This window comes from Aurantibacter sp., assembly GCF_042094015.1.
Lineage (GTDB): Bacteria > Bacteroidota > Bacteroidia > Flavobacteriales > Flavobacteriaceae > Aurantibacter.
The window spans coordinates 1-20623 of the sequence record NZ_JBELDZ010000033.1 but is presented as its reverse complement, the minus strand read 5'-3'; the positions used below and the strand labels follow the sequence as shown (position 1 = coordinate 20623).

The following is a 20623-nucleotide window of genomic DNA, read 5'->3' as shown; positions in this document are numbered from 1 at the left end:
AATTATTTAAACTAAAGTAAAGCCTCATCTGCAAAACTAAAATAAGCCGTTTCTGTAATTATTAAATGATCCAAAACTTTAACATCAAGGCTTTGAGCTGCAATTTTAAGTTTTTGGGTAATTTGTTTATCTGATTCGCTAGGTTTTAAAGTACCAGATGGATGATTATGTGCTAAAATTAAAGCTACTGCATTTAACTGTAAAGCTTCTTTTAATATTAATCTATTATCTACTAGAGTTCCGGTAATACTACCTTTACTTATTTGTGTTTTTTGTAAAATTTTATTGGAATTGTTTAGGTACAAAATCCAAAATTCTTCGTGAGGTAACTCGCCAATAATAGGTTGCATTAATTCAAAAACAGATTTACTAGACGTTATTTTATTTAAAACTACTGCTTCCTCTACTCTACGTCGTCGCCCTAATTCTAAAGCTGCCACAATACTTATAGCTTTAGCTTCTCCAATGCCTTTAAATGTCATTAATTCAGAAACCGATAGTTTACCTAAAGCATTCAAATTATTATTAACACTAGCCAATATTCGTTTACATAAAGCCACAGCGCTTTCTTGTCTGTTTCCAGAACCAATTAAAATAGCTACTAATTCAGCATCACTTAAAGTAGATTTTCCTTTATTTAAAAGTTTTTCTCTTGGTTTATCGTTTTCTGACCAATCTTTAATTGAAAAAGACGAATTTTTATCCTGCATCTTCTAAAGTTAATCATTTTTTTTAATCTGAAATAGTTTCGAATTAATTTATCTTACTTTAGTCTTCTATTGTAACATTTCTAACTATTTGCTTACTAATAGTATAAGCCAACAACTTTATGACCCAATACCAAGAGCAACGCTTAAATAGATTAAATTATCAAATTGAGCAATTACACCTTTATAAAAAGAGTATTAAAAAGGTGACAGGTGTAATTGCCAAAATTGTGCTTATAGTAATAAGTATAGTAATTATAAATTATTTTCTTAGTACAAATATTTCAAAAACAACTGTTTACCAAAACATAACAATAGGAACGTTTAGTGTTATTGGATTAATTGCAATAAATTATAGTGTTTCTCACTTTAAAACTCAGTATAATTTAAAACTACTTATTAAAGAAAAACAACTTATTCTTGATATTATAGAAAAGCAAAAAAGAGATTTTAAACGTTTTGAAAAATTTGAAGAAATTGGTAAAGAAGAAAACACAAATTAATGATTGAAGAAAAACAAGAACGCTTAGACTATTTAGAAGACAAATTACATAAAGCGCAATTTGTGAGTAATTTTATTCTTAATCACAAAATATCAATATTATACACAGCACTTTCTATGGCTATGGTTATTCCAACAATCATACATTTATCGGATAAAAGACGTATACATTTTCCCGAAAAATACGATCCTATGTTTGCAATAAATCTTGGATTACAACTCTTTATTGGTTTTATTGTTTTAGCTTTTTTGGTTCATTTTATGTTTAAAATTGAATACTATGTTAGGACCAAAACTTTAAAAAATGAAATCACTAAATTAGATGCAGAAATCTATGATTACAAACGGGATTTTGAACGTTTTGAAAAATTTGACGAAATTGGAGATGACGAAACCCACTAACTAACACATTAATAAAACTATGTCTATTTTAATAAACGCCATTATACTATGTATTGCAGCATTGCACCTTTACTTTTTATATTTCGAAATGTTTGCTTGGGAAACTAAAGGTCCAAAAATATTTAAACAGTTTCCAAAAGACTTATTTACACCAACAAAAGCCTTAGCAGCAAACCAAGGTTTATATAATGGTTTTTTATCTGCAGGATTAATTTGGTCTGTTTGTATTACTAATACTGAATGGCATTTTAATGTGGCGCTATTCTTTTTAAGTTGTGTTGCTATTGCTGGAATTTACGGCGCTTTAACTGCTGCTAAAAAAATATTTTTTGTTCAAGCTTTACCTGCATTGATTGCTATTTTATTGTTGGTTGTAACTAATTGTTTTTAATTCTCGACTACTAAGCATATAAATAAGAAACTTGACTTTGTCAATTTTTTAAGCTAACTTCGTTTAACTGCTGATATAAAACATTATAACGATTTCATATCATCCTGTTAGCAGTAATATTAATCGAATTTCATGAAAAATATTATAACACTTCTTACAGCAATCCTTGTCTTTAATGTGGCCTTCTCTCAAGTTAATCAGAATGAACATTACTTAGATGATGTCTATAAAGAATGTTGTAGTAAAAAACTTGGTGATTTCGGTGCTTTGAATTGTGCAATTGAGGTTAGCGAAGAATGGAACAAAGAGGTAATTAAGTATTACAATGGCCTTATGAGAGCACTTGGCAAGAATGCACAAAATGACCTAAAGCAAGCGCAAGATCAATGGGTAAAATATAGAAATTTGGAATACAAGCTTTCAAGCAGTATACATGCCATTCAAGGCACCATGTACTCTCATATACGAGCTCAGAGAAATATGAGAATTGTTAGAACACGAGCCTTAGAATTAAAATCTTATTATTGGATTAGAACAGAAGAGGAAGAACCCAGTGCCAATTTAAATAATGTACAAATTACTTCTGAGGAAAGTACCTCAGACTCCATATTACCAACACCTGATTCTAAGTTTATGTACAGCTTAGACAAAGTTAGAATGATCAATGCAGATTATGTTATTGATAAATACCTCGAAACATATTTCTTCATTGTTGAACCAAAAAAAGTAACGAGACGTACAGATGTTAATAATCCTGAGTACCCTGCAGGGCCTGTTGATTGTGGCTTTCGTACGGTTTATAACAACAATATAATACAGGAAGACGATTTTGGATGCGATAGCTATACCCAGACTACAATAATAGAATTTGGTAATTATAGCTTTAAAGAGGTAAATAGAGTTATTAAAATACTACTTCCTAAGTTATATGATAAGGATAAAGCAGGTTACACGGGAGGCCAAGAAGGATGGCACCATCTTGATGGTGATGATGAATTTTATGATTATAGTAGTTGTAGCTTAGAAATTCTTACAAGAGATAATAAAATATTTGTAGAATATGGATGTGGGTGATAGCATACTACTGCTAACAAAGCCTAAACTGCATTGAAACGCACTTTATACTAACCGTTAAACGAAATTTCACCCAACCAAACCTTTAACTTCATTAAAATCTAAGCCACCATAATTACCAGAACTCATTAAAAGCAAGGCTTTATTAGTATAATCTTGGTCAAACAAGTACGCTTTAAAATCTTCTGGATTGGTGTAAATAATTAAATCGTCGCGTTTAAAAGCCTCTGCAATTTGTTGTTCGGAAACTTTATCTAATTTTTTAATTTCTACTGCGTGCGGAGAATAAAAAACAACAGCAACATCTGCAGCATTTAAAGCGCCTTTATATTCCTTTAAAAACTCGGCATTTAAGCTGCTATACGTATGTAATTCTAAACAAGCTACTAAAGTTCTATCTTGGTATTGCTCTTTTACTGCATTTGTAGTTGCTTCTACTTTACTTGGCGAATGTGCAAAATCCTTGTAAGCAACACTTGTAGCGCTTTCGGCAATTTTCTCTAAACGTTTACTTGCTCCTTTAAACGTAGAAATAGCTTCGTAGAAATCGTCTTCGTCAATTCCCATATGTTGGCAAATCCACTTTGCTCCTGCTAAGTTATTTAAGTTATGTTTTCCAAAAACTTCTATTGGCATTGGTCCTTCTGGCGTTTCTAAAAGTGTTTCGCCATTTTCTACGGTATATTCTGGTGTTTTGTAGGCTATTTTACGAATAGGATTTTCACTGGCTTCTACAACGCGTTTTACAGCTTCATCTTCTTCGTTATAATTTATGCTTCCGCCTTTTACAATGCTATCTACAAAAATGCTGAATTGTTCTTCGTAATTTTCAATAGTTGGAAATACATTAATATGGTCCCATGCTATTCCGCTTAACAGAGCAATATTTGGTTTGTATAAATGAAATTTTGGTCGTCTATCTATTGGAGAACTTAAATATTCATCGCCTTCAAGAACAATAAAATCGTTGTCTTCTGTCAGTTTCACCATAACATCAAAACCTTCTAATTGTGCGCCAACCATATAATCTACATCTCTATCATGATAATGCATAACGTGCAAAATCATAGATGTAATGGTTGTTTTTCCGTGAGATCCACCAATTACAACGCGTGTTTTATTTTTAGATTGCTCGTACAAAAACTCAGGATAACTATAGATTTTTAAACCTAATTCCTGCGCTTTTAACAATTCAGGATTATCTTCTTTTGCGTGCATTCCAAGAACAATAGCATCTAAATTGGTTGTGATTTTTTCTGGAAACCAACCAAACGCTTCTGGTAATAAATTATGCTTTTCTAAACGCGATTTAGACGGTTCAAAAATAGTGTCGTCGCTACCAGTAACTTGGTAACCTTTTAAGTGTAATGCTAATGCTAAGTTATGCATTGCGCTTCCGCCTATAGCTATAAAATGTACGTTCATTATAATGTTTTGAAGATAAAATCAAATATAGTTTATTAAGCCTAATTTTTCGAAAAAATTATATTAGAATATTATTAAGTATTCTAAATTTTAAAGTAAGATAAAATAAGTTGTACCTTTAAACGTATTAACTTTAAATTTAAAACAATGAAAACTATAATGCGAATTTTTATAGCACTACTATTAATTGGCTCTGTATCATGTAAAGACACTAAAGAAGCTGAAGAAAAAGCTAAAATAATTAATGAAGAGGTTGAACAAATAGATGCTGAAATTGAACAAATGTCAACCGAATTAGACAATGAGGTTAAAGAATTAGAAGACGCTTTAAACGAATTAGATAACTAAAAAACCATTTTATTATGAAACATTTAAAAATTATTTTAATACTTACTGGGTTATTATTTGCTTTTAGCCCACAAGCTATATTAGCTCAAAACAAAGGAAAATCTGAGCAGGCCAAAGAAAAAATTTCAAAAGAAAAAAAGAACTTGGGCAAAGCTATAAAAGCTAAATCTAAAGAGACTAAAGAGGAAATGAAAGCTCTAAAAGAGCAGATGAAAGATGCTTCGGAAGAAGAAAAAACTGAAATTTCAGCAAAAATACAAGAGTTAAAAGAAGCAAGAAAAAAAGACATAAAAGCTTTAAAAGATGAAAAACATCATGATAAAAAAGAAAACAAAGACAATGATCACGATGATGGCGATGATGGCGATGATGGCGATGATGACAAAAAAGGTCATGCTTATGGAAAGAACAAAGGCGATTTAAAAGGTAAAGATTTTGGGAAGAATAGAGCTGAAATGGCTAAAAACAAAATTAAAAAAAGTAAAGATCGTCTTGAAAAAAACAAAATGGCTATAGCTAAAGGGAATTCAAGAATTGAAGCTGCTAAATTACGTTTAGAAGCTGCTAAAGAAAAAGGAGAATTGTCTGAAGAAGTGCTTTTAGCAAGAGAAAATGCCATAAAAAAAGCCGAAGAAAAACTTAAAAATGTAAAAGAAAAAATATCTAAAAACGAAACAAAAATTGAGGAGAAAAAAACACGTTTAAACGAGTTGCTTAAAAAAGAATAATATTAATTCGTATTTTAAAGAGTCAGAATTTCTTTTCGTTCTTCTTTAAAAACTTTAATTTTAGGCAATTGTAAAATAGCTAAATCTATGTGTTTTAAAGCATTAGATTTAGCTTTTTTATGTTTATAAATCTGTGCTAATCTGTAATTTGCCCAAGCTTTAGGAACGCCATCTTTTGCAGAATAATTCTCTAAATAAATAAGCAAACACTTTTCTCCCTTATCTACTTGTACATTGTATTCTGCACATACTTTCCCAATTTGGTAATGCATAGCATTTCTTTTATGTTTTACATTGGCAGCTTCAAGATTTGCAACTGCTTTTTCTGGTTGATTCTGGTCTTCGTATAAATTGGTTAGCTTATCAAAACAGGTTAAAGATCCGCCTTCTTTTATAGCTAACAAATAATATTTTTCAGCTAATTCTGGCTCGTCATCATACTCATAAATATAACCTTTTGCTAAATAGCCATCAACCTTACTTAGAGCTTGTAACTCGTTTGCGTATTTAAAAGATTTACTTTTACTTCCGCCAATAATTCCCGGTAATTGCATATACAATTCTACCAAAGCCCAACGCGTATCTATATGTTTTGGATCTAATTTTGCAGCCGTTAAAAAGGCGTCTTTTACATCACCTATTAAACCTAACGCTGCAAATTTATTAACTACTAAAGCTTTCATTCCCATAGCACCACCAAATTTATAATGGTAATTAGCAACCTTAGGTTTTTGCTCTTTTAATTTTTTATAATGTATAATAGCATTATCCCATTTTTTTTGATGTCCATAAGCATCGCCAAGTAATTCTATAACCTCTAAATTATTTGGGTGCGTTTTTATTTCTTCTTTTAATAATTGTTCTGCTTTATAAAAAGATTTATCCGCTAACAATTGTTTTGCTTTCTCTACGTTATTTTGTGAGAATGCAGTTGAAAAAATTAAAAAACAGATAATAAAAAAACGCATATATTTAGCTTAACAATACAAATGTAACAATCTCTTGGAACAATTATTGTTTACATTTAGTTAATCTTATTTACTTTAAAATTGAACCACTTTACACAACCAAACGTTAGTTTTACTCATTTCGTCTTTTTTAAGAGGATTTTTGGGCTAACTTTATATAAAATATCAACTTATGAAAGCAACAATTACATTTCTAACCGTATTTTTTTGCATTATGATTAGTCAGGCACAAAACAATGACTATTCAAAATTGTGGAAAAAAGTTGAAGCTTTTGAGGTTGAAGGCTTACCAAAATCTGCACTTAAAACAGTCACAGAAATTGAAGTTTTAGCAAAAAAAGACAGCAACCAAAAACAACTTATAAAAACGCTATTGTTTAAAAGTAAGTTTGCTTTAACTTTAGAAGAAAACGCACAAATTAAAGTGATTACCGATTTTAAATTAGCTATTTCTAAAAGTCGATCGCCAGAAAAAAATGTGCTTCAAAACATGTTAGCTACCTTATATTGGCAATACTTCCGACAAAATAGATGGAAATTTTACAACCGTACAAAAACATCAGAAAAGGTAGATGAAACCGATTTTAGGACTTGGGATTTAGAAACTTTATTCGAAGATATCCATTGTCAGTTTCAAGAATCATTAGAGAATAAATTGGTTTTACAACAAACACCAATTAGAGATTTTGAAATATTGTTAACTACACAAGAAAACTCAAAAACTTATAGACCAACAGTTTTTGATTTACTAAATCATAACGCTTTAGAATTCTATAAAACATCGGAAAACAGAATTACAAAACCAGCAGAAACTTTTATTTTACAAAATGATAGTTATTTATCTGAAGCTTCAGAATTTGCTAAACTTAAATTAGAATCTACAGACGATTTAGCGCTTCAATATCACGCATTAAGTATTTACCAAGATTTAATTCATTTTCATCTTAAAAATCCAAAATCTTTAGCCTTAGCAAAAGTTAATATAGATCGATTACATTTTGTAAATCAAAATTCTGTCATAGAAAACAAACACGATTTATTACTAAACACTTATAAATCCGAAGCAAAATCTACTAAAGAAAATAAAGTTGAAGTGTTATATAATTACGAAATTGCATATATATATTACAATCAAGGTTTACAATACAATCCGAACACACCAAAAAAACAATGGAAATTAAAAGAAGCTCTGGAACTTTGTAAAAAAACAATAAGTATATATCCAAAAAGTAGTGGTGCAGAAAAATGTGAAACCATTAAAACTCAAATTTTAAAATCGCAATTACAAATTACAACCGAATCTAATTTAAGGCCTAATCAAAACGAAAAGATTTTAGTTCGTTATAAGAACTTAAATAGTGTAGAATTTACTTCATATAAATTAAGTAAAAAACAATTTGACAACATTAACAAAACGTATAATGAAACGGCTAAGTTAAGTCTGATAAAAAAGCTAAAAGCAGACAAAACGTGGACAGCTAATTTAAAAAACGAAAACGATTACCAAAATCACAGTACAGAACTGTTATTACCTCAGCAAAATTCAGGTTTATATTTAATTACCGTAAAATCTGAAAACATTTGGGCAACTACGACATTACAAGTTACAGATATTGCAATGGTAGAATCTGAAGATGTAGACCAAAAACAATTACAATTTATAGATAGAAACAACGGAAAACCAATTGCAAATGCAGAGGTTAAATTGTCGTTTAAGTATAGAGATTATAAAGTAAAAATTCAAAAGCTAACAACTAATGATAAAGGTTTTATTCGTTTTAAAAAAGCATCTCAAAACCGAAGTTCTTTTGAAGCTGAAATTAGTTGCAACAACCAAGCTGCCTATTTTGCGAAATCATATATAAATCATTACAACAGACATAACAACAAAGACAATACAGTTTATCAAAGTTTTATTTTTACAGATAGAAGTATTTACAGACCAAGTCAAACCGTTTATTTTAAAGCTATTGCCTTAAAAACCGAAGACTTAAAGTCTGAAGTTGTTCCAAACGAGTTATTTGAAGTAACACTTTATAACACCAATAATGAAAAAATAAATACATTAGAATTACAAACCAATGATTTTGGAAGTGTTTCTGGCGAATTTATTTTACCAAACAATGGCTTAAATGGTCAATATTATATAGAAATCGATTCAAAATCTGGGTTAAACTTAAAAACAAATCATTATTTTTCTGTTGAAGAATATAAACGTCCAAAGTTTGAAACCACATTTAATCCAGTAACAGAAACTTTTAAAGTAAACGATAGCGTAACCGTAAAAGGATTAGCAAAAGCATTTGCTGGCTCTAATATTACAGATGCAAAAGTAAGCTACAAAGTAAAACGCGAAGTTAATTATCCGCGTTGGTATATGTGGGGTAGACCTTTCCAGAATACACAAGCACAAGAAATTACATTTGGAGAAACCACAACTAACGAAAAAGGCGAATTTGACATTACTTTTAAAGCTATTCCAGACGAAAAAGCGAACAAAAAAAACCTGCCAATTTTCACGTATAAAGTTACCGCAGATGTTACAGACATAAATGGTGAAACCAGAAGTGCGACTACAACTGTAAAGGTTGGTTACCATACACTTTTAGCAGACATATCTATCGCAGATTTAATAGATAAAACCAATAAAAAGCAAACGCTAAGTATAGAGACAAAAAACTTAAATGGTGAATTTGTGCCTGCTAAAGGTCAACTAAACATCTATAAATTAAACGCACCAAAAACCGTTTTAAGACCAAGACCTTGGCAAGCTCCAGATTATAAAAATTGGTCTGAAGCCGATTTTAAAACGCTTTTTCCACACGAAGCTTATAAAAATGAAAATGATATTCAAAATTGGGCCAAAGGCGATTTAGTTTTAACCGAAGATTTTAATACCCAAAAAGAAAAATCAGTTGCTTTAGGCAACTTAAAGAAATGGAAATCGGGCAAATATGTGGCTATTTTAACTAGTAAGGATAATTTTGGCCAAGCCATAAAAGACGAAGCTAATTTTACGGTTTATTCCAATAAAGATGAAATATTAGCAGACAACCAATTATTTCAAATTAAAACAGATAAAACAAGTTACGATGTAAATGATACCGCAGAAATTAGTTTAGCAACTGCGAGCAATAATTTAGTAGTTAGCCTAACTATTGAGAAAAACCACAACATTGTAAACAGCAAAATAATTACTTTAAATAAAAACACAAAAAACATAACACTACCAATTTCTAAAGAAGATTTAGGCGGATTTGTAGTGCATTACAGTTATGCATTTGCCAATAGTTTTATGTCAGGACAAGTGCAAATAAATGTGCCTTATCCAATCTCAAAACTAGACATTGAAACACTAACATTTAGAGATAAGTTACAACCCGGAACAGACGAAACTTGGTCTTTTAAAATTAAAGGCGATAATAAAGAAAAAGTTTCTGCAGAATTATTAGCCAGTATGTATGATGCGTCTCTAGATCAATTTAAGCCACATAATTGGCAATTTAATCCATTTCAACCACAGACTTACAGAAGTTATTACCGTTATAATGCCAACCATAGTTTTGGAACAGAAAGTTTTAGGGTTTATCAGAAATATAAACATAGTTACGATTACAGTTCTCAATATTTTGACACATTTAACTGGTTTGGCTTGAGTCTAAATGTTAATATTAATCGATATCAAAACTATATGAGAGATAGTTATGATGATTCTGAAAACGAAACATATCTAAGAACTAATTTTGATAGAAAAGAGAACAAAAATTTTAGAGATGGAGACACTCAATCTTCAAGATATTACAGAGGAGATACGTACACTAAAAATGCTTTAAACGAAGATGGTACAGTAAAAATTATTACTACTGATGAAATAGTTTATGATACTTTACCAAATGGAAAAATTGTTGCACGTAACTTACCTGGGAAAATTAGTTTTGATTTAGAAAAACCCGATTTTACACAAGTTTCAATCCGTAAAAACTTACAAGAAACCGCTTTTTTCTTTCCTAAGTTAACGACTAATGAAGCTGGCGAAATAAGTTTCAACTTTACAACTCCAGAAGCTTTAACCAAATGGAACATAAACTTATTAGCACATAATAAAAAAGGAGAATTCGATAAAAAAACCTTAACGGCAGTTACCCAAAAAGAGTTAATGATATTACCAAATGCGCCACGTTTTTTACGCGAAGGCGATATAATTACTATAAGTAGTAAAATTGCAAATCTTACAGACAAAACATTAAACGGACAAGCAAGATTAGAATTAACAGATGCACTTTCTGGGAAATCTATAAATATTATTAATGGTGAATTAGGAAGAAACTACACATTACCTTCTGATTTAACAGATAGATCATTTGAAGTTTCTGCTAATGGAAATACTAATGTGTCTTGGGAATTAACTATTCCAAAAACCGTACAAGCTGTTCAATACAAAATAATAGCTAAAACAAATCAATTTAGCGATGGCGAACAAAATGTATTACCTGTTTTAAGTAACCGTATGTTGGTTACAGAAAGTTTACCAATGCACATAAAAACAGGAGAAACAAAAACATTTACTTTAGATAAACTTAAAAACAACACGAGTAAAACCTTACAACATCATAAATTAAGTTTAGAAATTACAAGTAATCCTGCTTGGTATGCGGTACAAGCCTTGCCGTATTTAATGGAATATCCATATGAATGTAACGAACAAACCTTTAGTCGCTATTATGCTAATGCATTGGCTTCTCATATTGCTAATTCTAATCCAAGAATTCAAGACGTTTTTAAGCAATGGAAAAATAGCGATGCTTTATTATCCAACCTTGAAAAAAACCAAGAATTAAAATCTATTTTAATAGAAGAAACACCTTGGTTACGTGATGCACAAAGCGAAACAGAACAGAAAAAACGTATTGCACTATTGTTCGATTTAAATAAAATGAAGCAAGAGTTAGAAGCTTCTATTAACAAATTAAAAACCAATCAAATGACTTCTGGAGCTTGGTCTTGGTTTGGAGATTATAGAGCAAACAGATACATTACACAACATATAATTACAGGTTTTGGACACTTAAATAAACTTGGTGTTTCACAAAATTCAGTAGAAAATGCTAAGAAAAATATCATTCAAAAAGCCATTCCGTATTTAGATACGCAGTTCGTAAAAGAATACGAAGATTTAAAACGTTATAACCCAAAAGTCGATTTATCCAAAGATCATTTAAGTATGACGCAATTGCATTATTTATATATGCGAAGCTTTTTCCCTGAAATAAAATCGTCCAATAAAGTCGAAAAAATTAAGGATTATTATTTAGGTCAGATTAAAAAATACTGGCTAAAAAGACCATTGTATGCAAAAGGTTTAATGGCTTTAATTAGTTTTAGAAATGAAGATAAAAAAACCTCAACTAAAATTCTAAATTCATTAAAAGAAACTAGTATTACAAATGAAGAACTTGGTATGTATTGGAAAGAAAACACCAATTCGTATTACTGGTATAAAGCACCAATAGAAACACAAGCGTTACTTATTGAAGCTTTTTCGGAAATTGAAAACGACACGAAAATCATTGACAACCTAAAAGTTTGGTTACTAAAGAACAAGCAAACCAACCAATGGAGTACCACAAAATCTACTACAGATGCTATTTACGCCATTCTATTACAAGGAAGCGATTGGCTTAGTGTAAGCGAAAGTGTAAATGTATTAGTAGGAAAACAAGCTATTTCAGAAAGAAAATTACAAAACACTAAAACCGAAGCAGGAACTGGTTATTATAAAGTTGCTTGGAATGGCACAGAAATTAAACCAGAATTAGCAGAGGTTACTTTAACTAAAAAAGAAAAAGGTATTACCTTTGGAAGTTTATACTGGCAATATTTTGAATATTTAGATGCAATTACGGCAGCAAAAACACCTTTACAATTAAAGAAACAACTCTTTAGAAAGAAAAACACAAAAACCGGTGAAGTGATCACAGAAATTAAAAAAGACACTAAATTAAAGGTTGGCGATTTAATTAGAGTACGTATAGAGTTACGAAGCGACAGAACAATGGAATTTGTCCATTTAAAAGATATGCGCGCTGCTGGATTAGAACCTATTAATGTATTAAGTCAATATAAATACCAAGATGGCTTAGGTTATTACGAAAGCACAAAAGATGCCAGCACTAATTTCTTTTTTGATGTATTACCAAAAGGTATTTACGTGTTTGAATACGATTTAAGAGTTAATAATGCTGGAGAAATGAGTAATGGTATTACAACTATACAAAGTATGTATGCACCAGAGTTTAGCAGTCATTCTAAAGGTGACAGGTTAAGTGTAAGCGACTAAATTAAGGCTTATTCTATGTTATTTTTTAATTGATTAACTTTAGGTAAATTAATTTACTAACTAAAAATCAAAACATTATGAATTCAAAAGTCTTTATGGTATTAAGAATCTTATTAGGTGTTTTTGTTTTACTCTTTGGGTTTAACAAGTTTTTTAACTTTATGCCATTGCCAGAAATGTCTGCAGATGCAGGTGCATACTTTGGCGCATTAATGAACTCTAAAACTATGGTTTTAGTAGCTCTAGTAGAAATTGCAGCAGGAATAGCTTTAGTTTTTAATAAGTTTGGAGCATTAATGTCTCTAATTTTAATGAGTATTTCTGTTAATGCGGTGCTATTTCACGCAGTATTAGATCCAGGAGGAATTGGTGGCGCTTTAGTCTTACTAATTTTAAATGTGGTTATTTTATATGGTTATAAAGACAAATACAAAGCATTACTGAATTAAGAGTTTAAGAATGTTATAACAAAAAAAAAGGCTTCCAGTTTGGAAGCCTTTTTATATTATTTAAAAAAGATGCTTATTTCTTTTTATTCTTCATTTTATCAAATTCACTTGTAGTTTCAACTTTAGGCCAAGTGTTATTTGTAGTATCTACATCTGCAGTTTCTAAATCTGGATCTACCTGAATACTAACAATTTTCTTTTCTGAAGCTATTGCTTTTTTAGCTTCTTTATCGTTAAGTCTCCATATTTGCGCAGGATAAGTTTCTGTTTTAGACGTACCATCATCATAAGTATATTTTACAATAAGTGGCATCACTAATCCTCCTGGCTTGTTAAATGTTACGTTATAGAAATACTTAGGTCTTTTTAAGGCTTTGCGTTGTTCTGGTGTAAAATTATCCATTACATATTCTTTTAAAGACTTTGAAGACTCTAAAAGACTTTTGCTATCTGAATTGTCTGTGTTTTCTTCCATTACAATAAGTGATGGTAAGTCTTTTACTTCCATATTATAACGCTTAGCTGTTTCTTCTTTCAAAGCTTGAGATGTTTCTCCAACTTTATAAGACACGACTTCTTTAATTCCAATATCTGTATAATCTGTAGTATAGAACCAACCTCTCCAGTACCAGTCTAAATCGAATGCAGAAGCATCTTCCATAGTTCTAAAGAAATCTTCTGGTGTAGGATGCTTAAACATCCAACGCTGCGCATATTCTCTAAAAGAATAATCGAACAATTCGCGCCCCATTACTGTTTCTCTTAAAATATTTAATGCAGTTGCTGGTTTACCGTAAGCATTGTTACCAAATTGATACGTATTTAAACCTTTAGTCATAATTGGTGCAATATAATCTTGATCTCCACCCATATATCTTACAATTTTAGCTGCAGGACCACGACGAGATGGATATTTTTTATCCTTAGCAGATAATGCTTTTGGATACCACTCACCAAAATCTTGCTCTGCAACATACTGTACAAAAGTGTTTAAACCTTCGTCCATCCAAGTCCATTGACGTTCATCGCTATTTACAATCATTGGGAAAAAGTTATGTCCAACTTCATGTATAATTACAGAAATCATTCCGTACTTTACTCTATCTGAATACGTTCCATCTTTTTCTGGACGACCATAGTTCCAACAAATCATTGGATATTCCATTCCTTGTTGTCTTGCGTGTACAGAAATTGCTTTATGGTAAGGATAATCAAATGTCATACGTGAATAAGACTTTAAAGTACTTGCTACTGCTTTTGTAGACCAAGCTTCCCATAATGGATTTCCCTCTTTAGGATATAAAGAAACCGCCATAATATCTTTTCCACCAACTTTAACAGCCATCATATCGTAAATAAATTTACGAGAAGATGCAAAACCAAAATCACGAACATTCTTTGCAGATAACTTCCAAGTTTTTGTTTTAGTAGCTTTAGATTTTTCAGCTTTTTCAGCTTCTTTTTGAGATACAATTACTACAGGCTCATCAAAAGATTTTTTTGCCTTTTCGTAACGTTTCATCATATCTTTAGTAAACACTTCTTTACGGTTAGTTAAAACTCCTGTTCCGTCTAAAACATGATCTACTGGTGTTGTAATATTTACATCAAAATCTCCAAATGGTAAAGCAAATTCATCTCTTCCCCAGAATTGAGAATTTTGCCAACCTTCAATATCGCTATACACAGCCATTCTTGGATAGAATTGTGCTATAACATATAACTTATTATCCTCTTCTGGAAAGTTTTCGTAACCAGAACGTCCGCCATGTTTAATGTAATCGTTAATTTGGTAATTCCATTTGATTGAAAAAGAGAATTTATCTCCAGAAGCCATAGGCTTTGGCAACTCTACACGCATCATTGTGCGATTAATCATATGAGGTAATGGTTTTCCATTTACATCTTTTACAAACTCAATATTAAAACCACCTTCAAAACCATCAGCTAAATGACTGTTTACAAATGAAGAAGTTTGTCCCATTTTATTAAATCCTCCACCATTAATTAATGGCGATTTAGAATCTTTTGCTCTTACGTTTTGATCTAACTGTACCCATAAATATTTTAATACATCTGGAGAGTTGTTAGTATACGTAATAGTTTCTTCACCAAAAAGTTTTGAATTAACATCGTCTAAAACAATGTCCATTTTATAATCTGCTTGTTGCTGATAATACTCATGTCCTGGAGCTCCAGAAGCAGCTCTGTAAACATTAGGCGTTGAAAATTCGTCATACAACTGCTTGAATTTGTTGTTATTAGTATGACCTTGTGGTTTTTCAGTCTCTTTTTCTGTTTCTTGTGCAAATGCACTGAATGTTACAAAAAAAGCTGAAAGTAATAAATACTTAAGTGTTTTCATTATACAGGTTTAGTTACTTTATTAATGTGTGAATTTAATGCATTTTAAGAAATAGTTAAGACTTTAATTGAAGTTTAACATTCCTTTATCGTTTTCGGGAATTAAAACAAAGGTTTTATTATTGTTGTTTATGCTAGTTCTAACTACATTTTTTTGTTCAGGAAAAATATCAAAAAGAGTTGTATTTTCAATCTCAAATGAATTTACCTCTTCTATGTTTTCTATTTCAAAATAACAATACACAATATCATTATCGTATTCTTTTCCAATAAAAACTAAGTCTTTTTTTGCATGGTTTAAATTAATCTTAATTCTAGATTTAAGATACTTTTCAATGTAACGATCAATTACAGCTTCGTCTTGATTGTTATCTAATTCTAGATTATCACCATAACGTTCTTGTAATAAACGCTGAAAATCGTCTATAAAAATTCTTGTAATAACTTGTACTGACTCTTTTTCTTTAACATATTCTATTTCTGTAATACTTACATAATATTTATGAAATGACGTAAACGACAAAAATAATATTGAAATTAATACTAATAGTACTTGATAAAGTTTCATAGTGTTGTTTAAATTCTATTTTTCAAAAAGCATTCCAAAAATACTAATTACTGTTGTTTTATACGTTCTAAAAAAACTTTATGTTGGTTTGCTAAAAACTGAAGTGTCTTTAAATCGCTACCTGAGCAATTTTGTATAAATTCTTGATGTTCTGAACAAAACAAAAAAAACTCATTTCGTTTAGCTTCTATTAAAGGATATTCTTCAAAAAAAGTATTTATAAATTTAAGTTTTACTTTTGCTAATAGGTTTTGTCTATTTTCTATATCTACCCTATTTTTAAGTTCTTTAGTTCTTCCTGTTATTGCATTTATTAAAGGGTTAAGCTGTAGTCCAACTCCGCCACCACCAATTCCGCCTCCAACTGTCGGATTAAGGCTAGATGCTTCTTTTAATCTACGTTCACTTTGAGTTAATGGTTTCCCTGTATAACCAGGAATACCAACGTCCGCAAACGTAATTTGCTTTTTATTTCCCATATTTTTAATATCGGACATCATATTTCCTGTAAGTATTCTTCCTATAACAACTTCATCTAACTCATTAATAAAAGAAAACATTTTTATGCTTATGTGTTTATTTTTAACATCCGTTGGATTAACTACTATTTCTTTTTTTTGATATAGTATTGAAGAAAACACGATAGTATCGTTCAGTTTTGCTAAAATTTTAAAATCACCCGCAACATTTGTAATACCATAAGCTTTTGTGGTCTTATTGATTACGTGAATTTGATCTAAATCGTCTTCGCCTTCTACATTTCCTGTAAACTCAATAGTCTGAGCTTTAACAAATGTTATGGTTATTAATAAAAAGAAGAAGACTCGGAGCATTACTTTTGTTTTTTAGTCAAAAATTGCTGACTTTTTGTGTTTAATAATTCTATAAGTTCCATTTCGTTTTCTGGAAGTAATAACAAATTGTTAAATGAGCTATCTTCTACATAAACAATAAAAGCTTGAATTTTATCAAGTGGGATTTTAAAGTTATCTGTATAAAACTTGTTATTATATTTATCCTCTAAAGTAATAGCTACTTCTGGAATATTTGAGTTACTCTTTTTATTCTTAGTAAACAGTTTAGAGATTAACTTTACTAATTCTCTACCATCTACCATATTGTAATAAACACCTTGTTTAGTTGCTATATTTTCTACACTACTAAATTGATCATCTGCCATTTCTAAATCTGTATAATCATCTAAATTAGAAGACATTGTTACTGGTTTAACAACTCTAAGTTGCTCAAGATCTTTATTAAGAAAACCAGATAAGCCATAGCGCAAAATAACAACCTCATCTAAAGTATTAATAGACTCAATTAGATATATAATAATTTCTCTTTGCTTTACATCTTCTTTAGAAATCTGAATAGAAAAATTTTGATATAACAATGCTGATATATCTAACCTATCGTTTACAGTAACTTCAATTTCAAATTCACCTTTAGCATCTGTAATTACACCTTTTTTTGTTGTGGCGTTATATATTGTAACACCTTCAATTTCTGGAATATCAACACTAACTCTTCCCTTTATTAAAATACGTTCACTATTCTGTGCTGCTAGTGATGTCATTAAACTTAAAATGGAAAAAATTATTAGTACAAGTTTTATTCTCATAATAGTAATGTTAAGCTAAAATTATAGAGTAAATATAAAATGAAACCACTAAAAGATAATATTTAAGCCTAATAATGTTTTGTTAAATGTGAGGAATTTAGTTAATTGTATAAAAACATGAATACTATGAAGAGATTAATAATAGCAAGTACTTCTACCCTATATAATGGTAACTACTTAGATTATATTTTACCTGAGTTAAATTCGTTTTTTAAAGATGTAAAGACATTACTTTTTATTCCTTTTGCAAGGCCTGGAGGAATCTCTCACAATGATTATACATCTAAAGTTCAAGAAGCTTTTAATACAATTAATATTAAGGTCGAAGGCTTACATACTAAAACAAATATACCAGAAGCCATTTTAGATGCTGAAGCTATTTTTACTGGCGGAGGAAATACTTTTGTACTATTAAATAATCTTTATTCTAATAACTGTATTGAAGCTTTACAAAAAGCTATTAATAATGGAACACCATATTTAGGTACTAGCGCAGGAAGTAATATTTGTGGTCAAAACATAAAGACAACAAACGATATGCCTATTATTTATCCTCCAAGTTTTGAGGCGTTAAAGTTGATTAATTTTAACATAAACCCACATTATTTAGATCCAAATCCAAATAGTGAGCATATGGGAGAAACCCGCGAAACTAGAATTCAAGAATTCCATACACAAAATAAAATACCTGTAATTGGTTTACGAGAAGGAAGCTGGTTAGAAGTTAAAGATAGTTCTATTATATTAAAAGGAAAATTACCTGCTAGAATATTTGAAAAAGATAAAATGCCTTATGAAATTGAAACAGAATCTAGAATTAAATTTTAAATAGAAATAAAGTTTAGAGCATAAAAAAAGCTTCACTATTTCTAGTGAAGCTTTGAGCGAGAGACCAGGTTCGAACTGGCGACATTCAGCTTGGAAGGCTGACGCTCTACCAACTGAGCTACTCTCGCATTTCCGATTGCAAATATAACATCTATTTTAATATGTACAACTATTTTATAATGTTTTTAAAAAATGAAATCCTAAAATTTTAAATCCTTCATTATAATAAAATTTATGCGAATCTGTATTTCCAGTATAAGTGTTTAACTCTATAGTCTCCACTTGTTTTGTTTTCAAATAGTTATCTAACCAAATAAAGAGTTTTTTACCTAAACCTTTTCCTCTCAAATCTTCGTTTATAATAACGTGATCTATTTCTACACTTTTACCAGAATAATGTCTTGTCATATACCAAAGGCCGCAAACTCCAATTAATTTATCACTAGCATAAATCCCTATACATTCATAATTCTGAGTAAACATTTCTTTAAAACGTGTTTTCAATACAGATTTAGAAATATCTTCATTATCTAATAAAAAAACCATATCAACAATAGTGTCAATGTAATCGATTGATAAAAACCTAAATTCAAGATTCATAAGTGTCATTTTTCAACAAAAATAATTAAGTTTTAGACAATAATGCTGTTATAAAAATCCTAAAAACAATATACATAACAGTTTTAGACTCAAAAACTAAAAAAAACAATTGATATTTTGTAATTTTATGCTTTAATTAAAATTATGAGAGGAAAGAATTTTAAAGTAAGAATATTGATTGCTGTAGCAGTAATAGGCTTTGCTTTTTTTAGAAAATGCAGTCAGGAAGAAATAAATCCTTATACCAAAAGAACACAAGCAATTTCATTGTCGCCAAAAGAAGAAATTAGTTTAGGTTTACAAAGTGCTCCGGGAATGGCACAACAACATGGCGGCCTATACCCAAACGAAAACTTTCAAGCGCTAGTAGATCAAGTTGGGAATAAATTAATTAATAATAGTATTGTTAAAGAAACACCTTATAGATATGAGTTTCACTTATTAGCAGACCCAAATACAATTAATGCATTTGCGCTACCTGGTGGGCAAATATTTATAACTTACGCGTTATTTTCACAATTAAAAAATCAAGACCAATTAGCAGGTGTTTTAGGACATGAAATTGGGCATGTAATTGGTAAACATTCTAACGAGCGTATTACTAACGCTAATTTTTGGAAAACCATTGCAATGGGAAGTTCTGCTATTGATATGGGACAAGTAGCTCAACAATACGGTCAAGGAGAATTATTAAAAAACGGAAGAGGAGATGAATTAGAAAGCGATGATTTAGGTGTTCTTTTCATGATAAAAGCAGGCTATAATCCAGAAGAAATGATTGGTGTTATGGAGATTCTAAAGGCTGCTGCAGGACCAAATCGTCAACCAGAGTTTCAAAGTACGCATCCGGATCCAGATAATAGAATTGAACAAATACGCGCTTCAATAAAAAAATACAGAAATCGTGCAGAAATACAATAGTTTATAATGAAACTCTATCAGTACCTAGAGCTCTCTTTTTAACACCTTTGCTACTCAAATCTCACCTATGAATAAAAAAATTATATTAATGATTCTTGATGGTTGGGGAAAATCTCCTGACCCAAAAGTATCTGCAATAGATAATGCTAACACAGCTTTTATAGATGAGTTATATACAAAATATCCAAACGCTCTACTTAGAACCGATGGACTTCATGTAGGTTTACCTGAAGGACAAATGGGAAATAGTGAAGTTGGACACATGAATTTAGGTGCAGGACGAATCGTATATCAGGATTTAGTTAAAATTAACTTAGCTGTTAAAAACAACACACTAAAAGATGTACCTGCTTTAAAAAATGCCTTTGAATACGCTAAAAAGAACAATAA

At 30.3% G+C, this 20623-nt stretch carries 18 protein-coding genes, 1 tRNA gene and 1 pseudogene; 11 read left to right on the top strand and 9 right to left on the bottom strand.

From position 1 onward, the window contains the following. Positions 1-11: 11 nt before the first annotated feature. Positions 12-710 carry a DNA repair protein RadC gene (gene radC, locus ACFDSN_RS06655; RefSeq protein ID WP_375239061.1) on the bottom strand — a complete coding sequence of 233 codons (699 nt, stop codon included), beginning with the start codon at positions 708-710 and terminating at the stop codon, positions 12-14. Between the two features lie 119 nt (positions 711-829). On the opposite strand from radC, the gene ACFDSN_RS06650 reads away from it, so the two are divergent. The 4 genes from ACFDSN_RS06650 (at position 830) to ACFDSN_RS06635 (ending at position 3076) form a co-directional block, all read left to right on the top strand. Then, positions 830-1210, top strand: a complete 381-nt coding sequence (locus ACFDSN_RS06650) for a hypothetical protein (protein ID WP_375239060.1) — start codon at positions 830-832, stop codon at positions 1208-1210. Then, positions 1210-1611, top strand: a complete 402-nt coding sequence (locus ACFDSN_RS06645) for a hypothetical protein (RefSeq protein ID WP_375239059.1) — start codon at positions 1210-1212, stop codon at positions 1609-1611. The genes ACFDSN_RS06650 and ACFDSN_RS06645 overlap by 1 nt, the downstream gene beginning before the upstream one ends. A gap of 19 nt (positions 1612-1630) precedes the next feature. Continuing rightward, positions 1631-2002 (top strand): DUF1304 domain-containing protein, encoded by a 372-nt coding sequence (locus ACFDSN_RS06640; protein WP_375239058.1) that lies wholly within the window; start codon positions 1631-1633, stop codon positions 2000-2002. A 132-nt stretch (positions 2003-2134) separates the two neighbouring features. Next, positions 2135-3076: a lysozyme inhibitor LprI family protein gene (locus ACFDSN_RS06635; protein WP_375239057.1), complete on the top strand. Its 942-nt coding sequence runs from the start codon at positions 2135-2137 to the stop codon at positions 3074-3076. Between the two features lie 69 nt (positions 3077-3145). On the opposite strand, the gene murC is transcribed toward ACFDSN_RS06635, so the two are convergent. Then, positions 3146-4501 (bottom strand): UDP-N-acetylmuramate--L-alanine ligase, encoded by a 1356-nt coding sequence (murC, locus tag ACFDSN_RS06630; protein WP_375239056.1) that lies wholly within the window; start codon positions 4499-4501, stop codon positions 3146-3148. Positions 4502-4648: 147 nt separating this feature from the next. On the opposite strand from murC, the gene ACFDSN_RS06625 reads away from it, so the two are divergent. Both ACFDSN_RS06625 and ACFDSN_RS06620 read left to right on the top strand, forming a co-directional pair. Continuing rightward, positions 4649-4849, top strand: a complete 201-nt coding sequence (locus ACFDSN_RS06625) for a hypothetical protein (RefSeq protein WP_375239055.1) — start codon at positions 4649-4651, stop codon at positions 4847-4849. A gap of 14 nt (positions 4850-4863) precedes the next feature. Beyond that, positions 4864-5577 (top strand): hypothetical protein, encoded by a 714-nt coding sequence (locus tag ACFDSN_RS06620; protein WP_375239054.1) that lies wholly within the window; start codon positions 4864-4866, stop codon positions 5575-5577. A 14-nt stretch (positions 5578-5591) separates the two neighbouring features. On the opposite strand, the gene ACFDSN_RS06615 is transcribed toward ACFDSN_RS06620, so the two are convergent. Next, positions 5592-6545: a tetratricopeptide repeat protein gene (locus ACFDSN_RS06615; RefSeq protein ID WP_375239053.1), complete on the bottom strand. Its 954-nt coding sequence runs from the start codon at positions 6543-6545 to the stop codon at positions 5592-5594. Between the two features lie 172 nt (positions 6546-6717). On the opposite strand from ACFDSN_RS06615, the gene ACFDSN_RS06610 reads away from it, so the two are divergent. Both ACFDSN_RS06610 and ACFDSN_RS06605 read left to right on the top strand, forming a co-directional pair. Continuing rightward, entirely contained in the window at positions 6718-12882 is a 6165-nt protein-coding gene (locus tag ACFDSN_RS06610; protein ID WP_375239052.1) for an alpha-2-macroglobulin, read from the top strand. A gap of 77 nt (positions 12883-12959) precedes the next feature. Further along, a complete protein-coding gene (locus ACFDSN_RS06605) occupies positions 12960-13331 on the top strand; it encodes a DoxX family membrane protein (protein ID WP_375239051.1) in 372 nt (123 codons plus the stop codon). 73 nt (positions 13332-13404) lie between these two features. Here ACFDSN_RS06605 and ACFDSN_RS06600 read toward each other — a convergent pair whose 3' ends face one another. From ACFDSN_RS06600 to ACFDSN_RS06585, 4 genes are all read right to left on the bottom strand, one after another. Then, the gene (locus tag ACFDSN_RS06600) at positions 13405-15696 is read right to left on the bottom strand and encodes a M1 family metallopeptidase (protein ID WP_375239050.1); all 2292 of its coding nucleotides are present in this window, start codon (positions 15694-15696) and stop codon (positions 13405-13407) included. A 63-nt stretch (positions 15697-15759) separates the two neighbouring features. Then, positions 15760-16263 carry a DUF6702 family protein gene (locus ACFDSN_RS06595; RefSeq protein WP_375239049.1) on the bottom strand — a complete coding sequence of 168 codons (504 nt, stop codon included), beginning with the start codon at positions 16261-16263 and terminating at the stop codon, positions 15760-15762. Between the two features lie 47 nt (positions 16264-16310). Continuing rightward, positions 16311-17096, bottom strand: a complete 786-nt coding sequence (locus ACFDSN_RS06590) for a hypothetical protein (protein ID WP_375239048.1) — start codon at positions 17094-17096, stop codon at positions 16311-16313. Then, positions 17096-17839: a carboxypeptidase-like regulatory domain-containing protein gene (locus ACFDSN_RS06585; RefSeq protein ID WP_375239047.1), complete on the bottom strand. Its 744-nt coding sequence runs from the start codon at positions 17837-17839 to the stop codon at positions 17096-17098. The genes ACFDSN_RS06590 and ACFDSN_RS06585 overlap by 1 nt, the downstream gene beginning before the upstream one ends. 171 nt (positions 17840-18010) lie before the next feature. Here ACFDSN_RS06585 and pepE point away from each other — a divergent pair, with 171 nt between their 5' ends. Next, positions 18011-18712, top strand: a complete 702-nt coding sequence (gene pepE / locus ACFDSN_RS06580) for a dipeptidase PepE (RefSeq protein ID WP_375239046.1) — start codon at positions 18011-18013, stop codon at positions 18710-18712. A 55-nt stretch (positions 18713-18767) separates the two neighbouring features. Here pepE and ACFDSN_RS06575 read toward each other — a convergent pair. Further along, positions 18768-18840, bottom strand: a tRNA-Gly gene (locus ACFDSN_RS06575). A 46-nt stretch (positions 18841-18886) separates the two neighbouring features. After that, positions 18887-19312 carry a GNAT family N-acetyltransferase gene (locus ACFDSN_RS06570; RefSeq protein WP_375239045.1) on the bottom strand — a complete coding sequence of 142 codons (426 nt, stop codon included), beginning with the start codon at positions 19310-19312 and terminating at the stop codon, positions 18887-18889. A gap of 144 nt (positions 19313-19456) precedes the next feature. On the opposite strand from ACFDSN_RS06570, the gene ACFDSN_RS06565 reads away from it, so the two are divergent. Together ACFDSN_RS06565 and ACFDSN_RS06560 are read left to right on the top strand one after the other, a co-directional pair. Next, positions 19457-20233 (top strand): M48 family metalloprotease, encoded by a 777-nt coding sequence (locus ACFDSN_RS06565; RefSeq protein WP_375239044.1) that lies wholly within the window; start codon positions 19457-19459, stop codon positions 20231-20233. A gap of 67 nt (positions 20234-20300) precedes the next feature. Further along, positions 20301-20623, top strand: a pseudogene (locus ACFDSN_RS06560) (2,3-bisphosphoglycerate-independent phosphoglycerate mutase); the annotation flags it as partial.

Excerpts from the sequence above, each read along its gene's own strand:
- radC (WP_375239061.1), bottom strand. The coding sequence starts at position 710 with ATGCAGGATAAAAATTCGTCTTTTTCAATTAAAGATTGGTCAGAAAAC.
- ACFDSN_RS06645 (WP_375239059.1), top strand. The coding sequence starts at position 1,210 with ATGATTGAAGAAAAACAAGAACGCTTAGACTATTTAGAAGACAAATTA.
- pepE (WP_375239046.1), top strand. The coding sequence starts at position 18,011 with ATGAAGAGATTAATAATAGCAAGTACTTCTACCCTATATAATGGTAAC.
- ACFDSN_RS06590 (WP_375239048.1), bottom strand. The coding sequence starts at position 17,096 with ATGCTCCGAGTCTTCTTCTTTTTATTAATAACCATAACATTTGTTAAA.
- ACFDSN_RS06600 (WP_375239050.1), bottom strand. The coding sequence starts at position 15,696 with ATGAAAACACTTAAGTATTTATTACTTTCAGCTTTTTTTGTAACATTC.
- ACFDSN_RS06640 (WP_375239058.1), top strand. The coding sequence starts at position 1,631 with ATGTCTATTTTAATAAACGCCATTATACTATGTATTGCAGCATTGCAC.
- ACFDSN_RS06635 (WP_375239057.1), top strand. The coding sequence starts at position 2,135 with ATGAAAAATATTATAACACTTCTTACAGCAATCCTTGTCTTTAATGTG.
- ACFDSN_RS06595 (WP_375239049.1), bottom strand. The coding sequence starts at position 16,263 with ATGAAACTTTATCAAGTACTATTAGTATTAATTTCAATATTATTTTTG.
- murC (WP_375239056.1), bottom strand. The coding sequence starts at position 4,501 with ATGAACGTACATTTTATAGCTATAGGCGGAAGCGCAATGCATAACTTA.
- ACFDSN_RS06585 (WP_375239047.1), bottom strand. The coding sequence starts at position 17,839 with ATGACATCACTAGCAGCACAGAATAGTGAACGTATTTTAATAAAGGGA.
- ACFDSN_RS06615 (WP_375239053.1), bottom strand. The coding sequence starts at position 6,545 with ATGCGTTTTTTTATTATCTGTTTTTTAATTTTTTCAACTGCATTCTCA.
- ACFDSN_RS06570 (WP_375239045.1), bottom strand. The coding sequence starts at position 19,312 with ATGAATCTTGAATTTAGGTTTTTATCAATCGATTACATTGACACTATT.
- ACFDSN_RS06620 (WP_375239054.1), top strand. The coding sequence starts at position 4,864 with ATGAAACATTTAAAAATTATTTTAATACTTACTGGGTTATTATTTGCT.
- ACFDSN_RS06650 (WP_375239060.1), top strand. The coding sequence starts at position 830 with ATGACCCAATACCAAGAGCAACGCTTAAATAGATTAAATTATCAAATT.
- ACFDSN_RS06605 (WP_375239051.1), top strand. The coding sequence starts at position 12,960 with ATGAATTCAAAAGTCTTTATGGTATTAAGAATCTTATTAGGTGTTTTT.
- ACFDSN_RS06565 (WP_375239044.1), top strand. The coding sequence starts at position 19,457 with ATGAGAGGAAAGAATTTTAAAGTAAGAATATTGATTGCTGTAGCAGTA.
- ACFDSN_RS06610 (WP_375239052.1), top strand. The coding sequence starts at position 6,718 with ATGAAAGCAACAATTACATTTCTAACCGTATTTTTTTGCATTATGATT.
- ACFDSN_RS06625 (WP_375239055.1), top strand. The coding sequence starts at position 4,649 with ATGAAAACTATAATGCGAATTTTTATAGCACTACTATTAATTGGCTCT.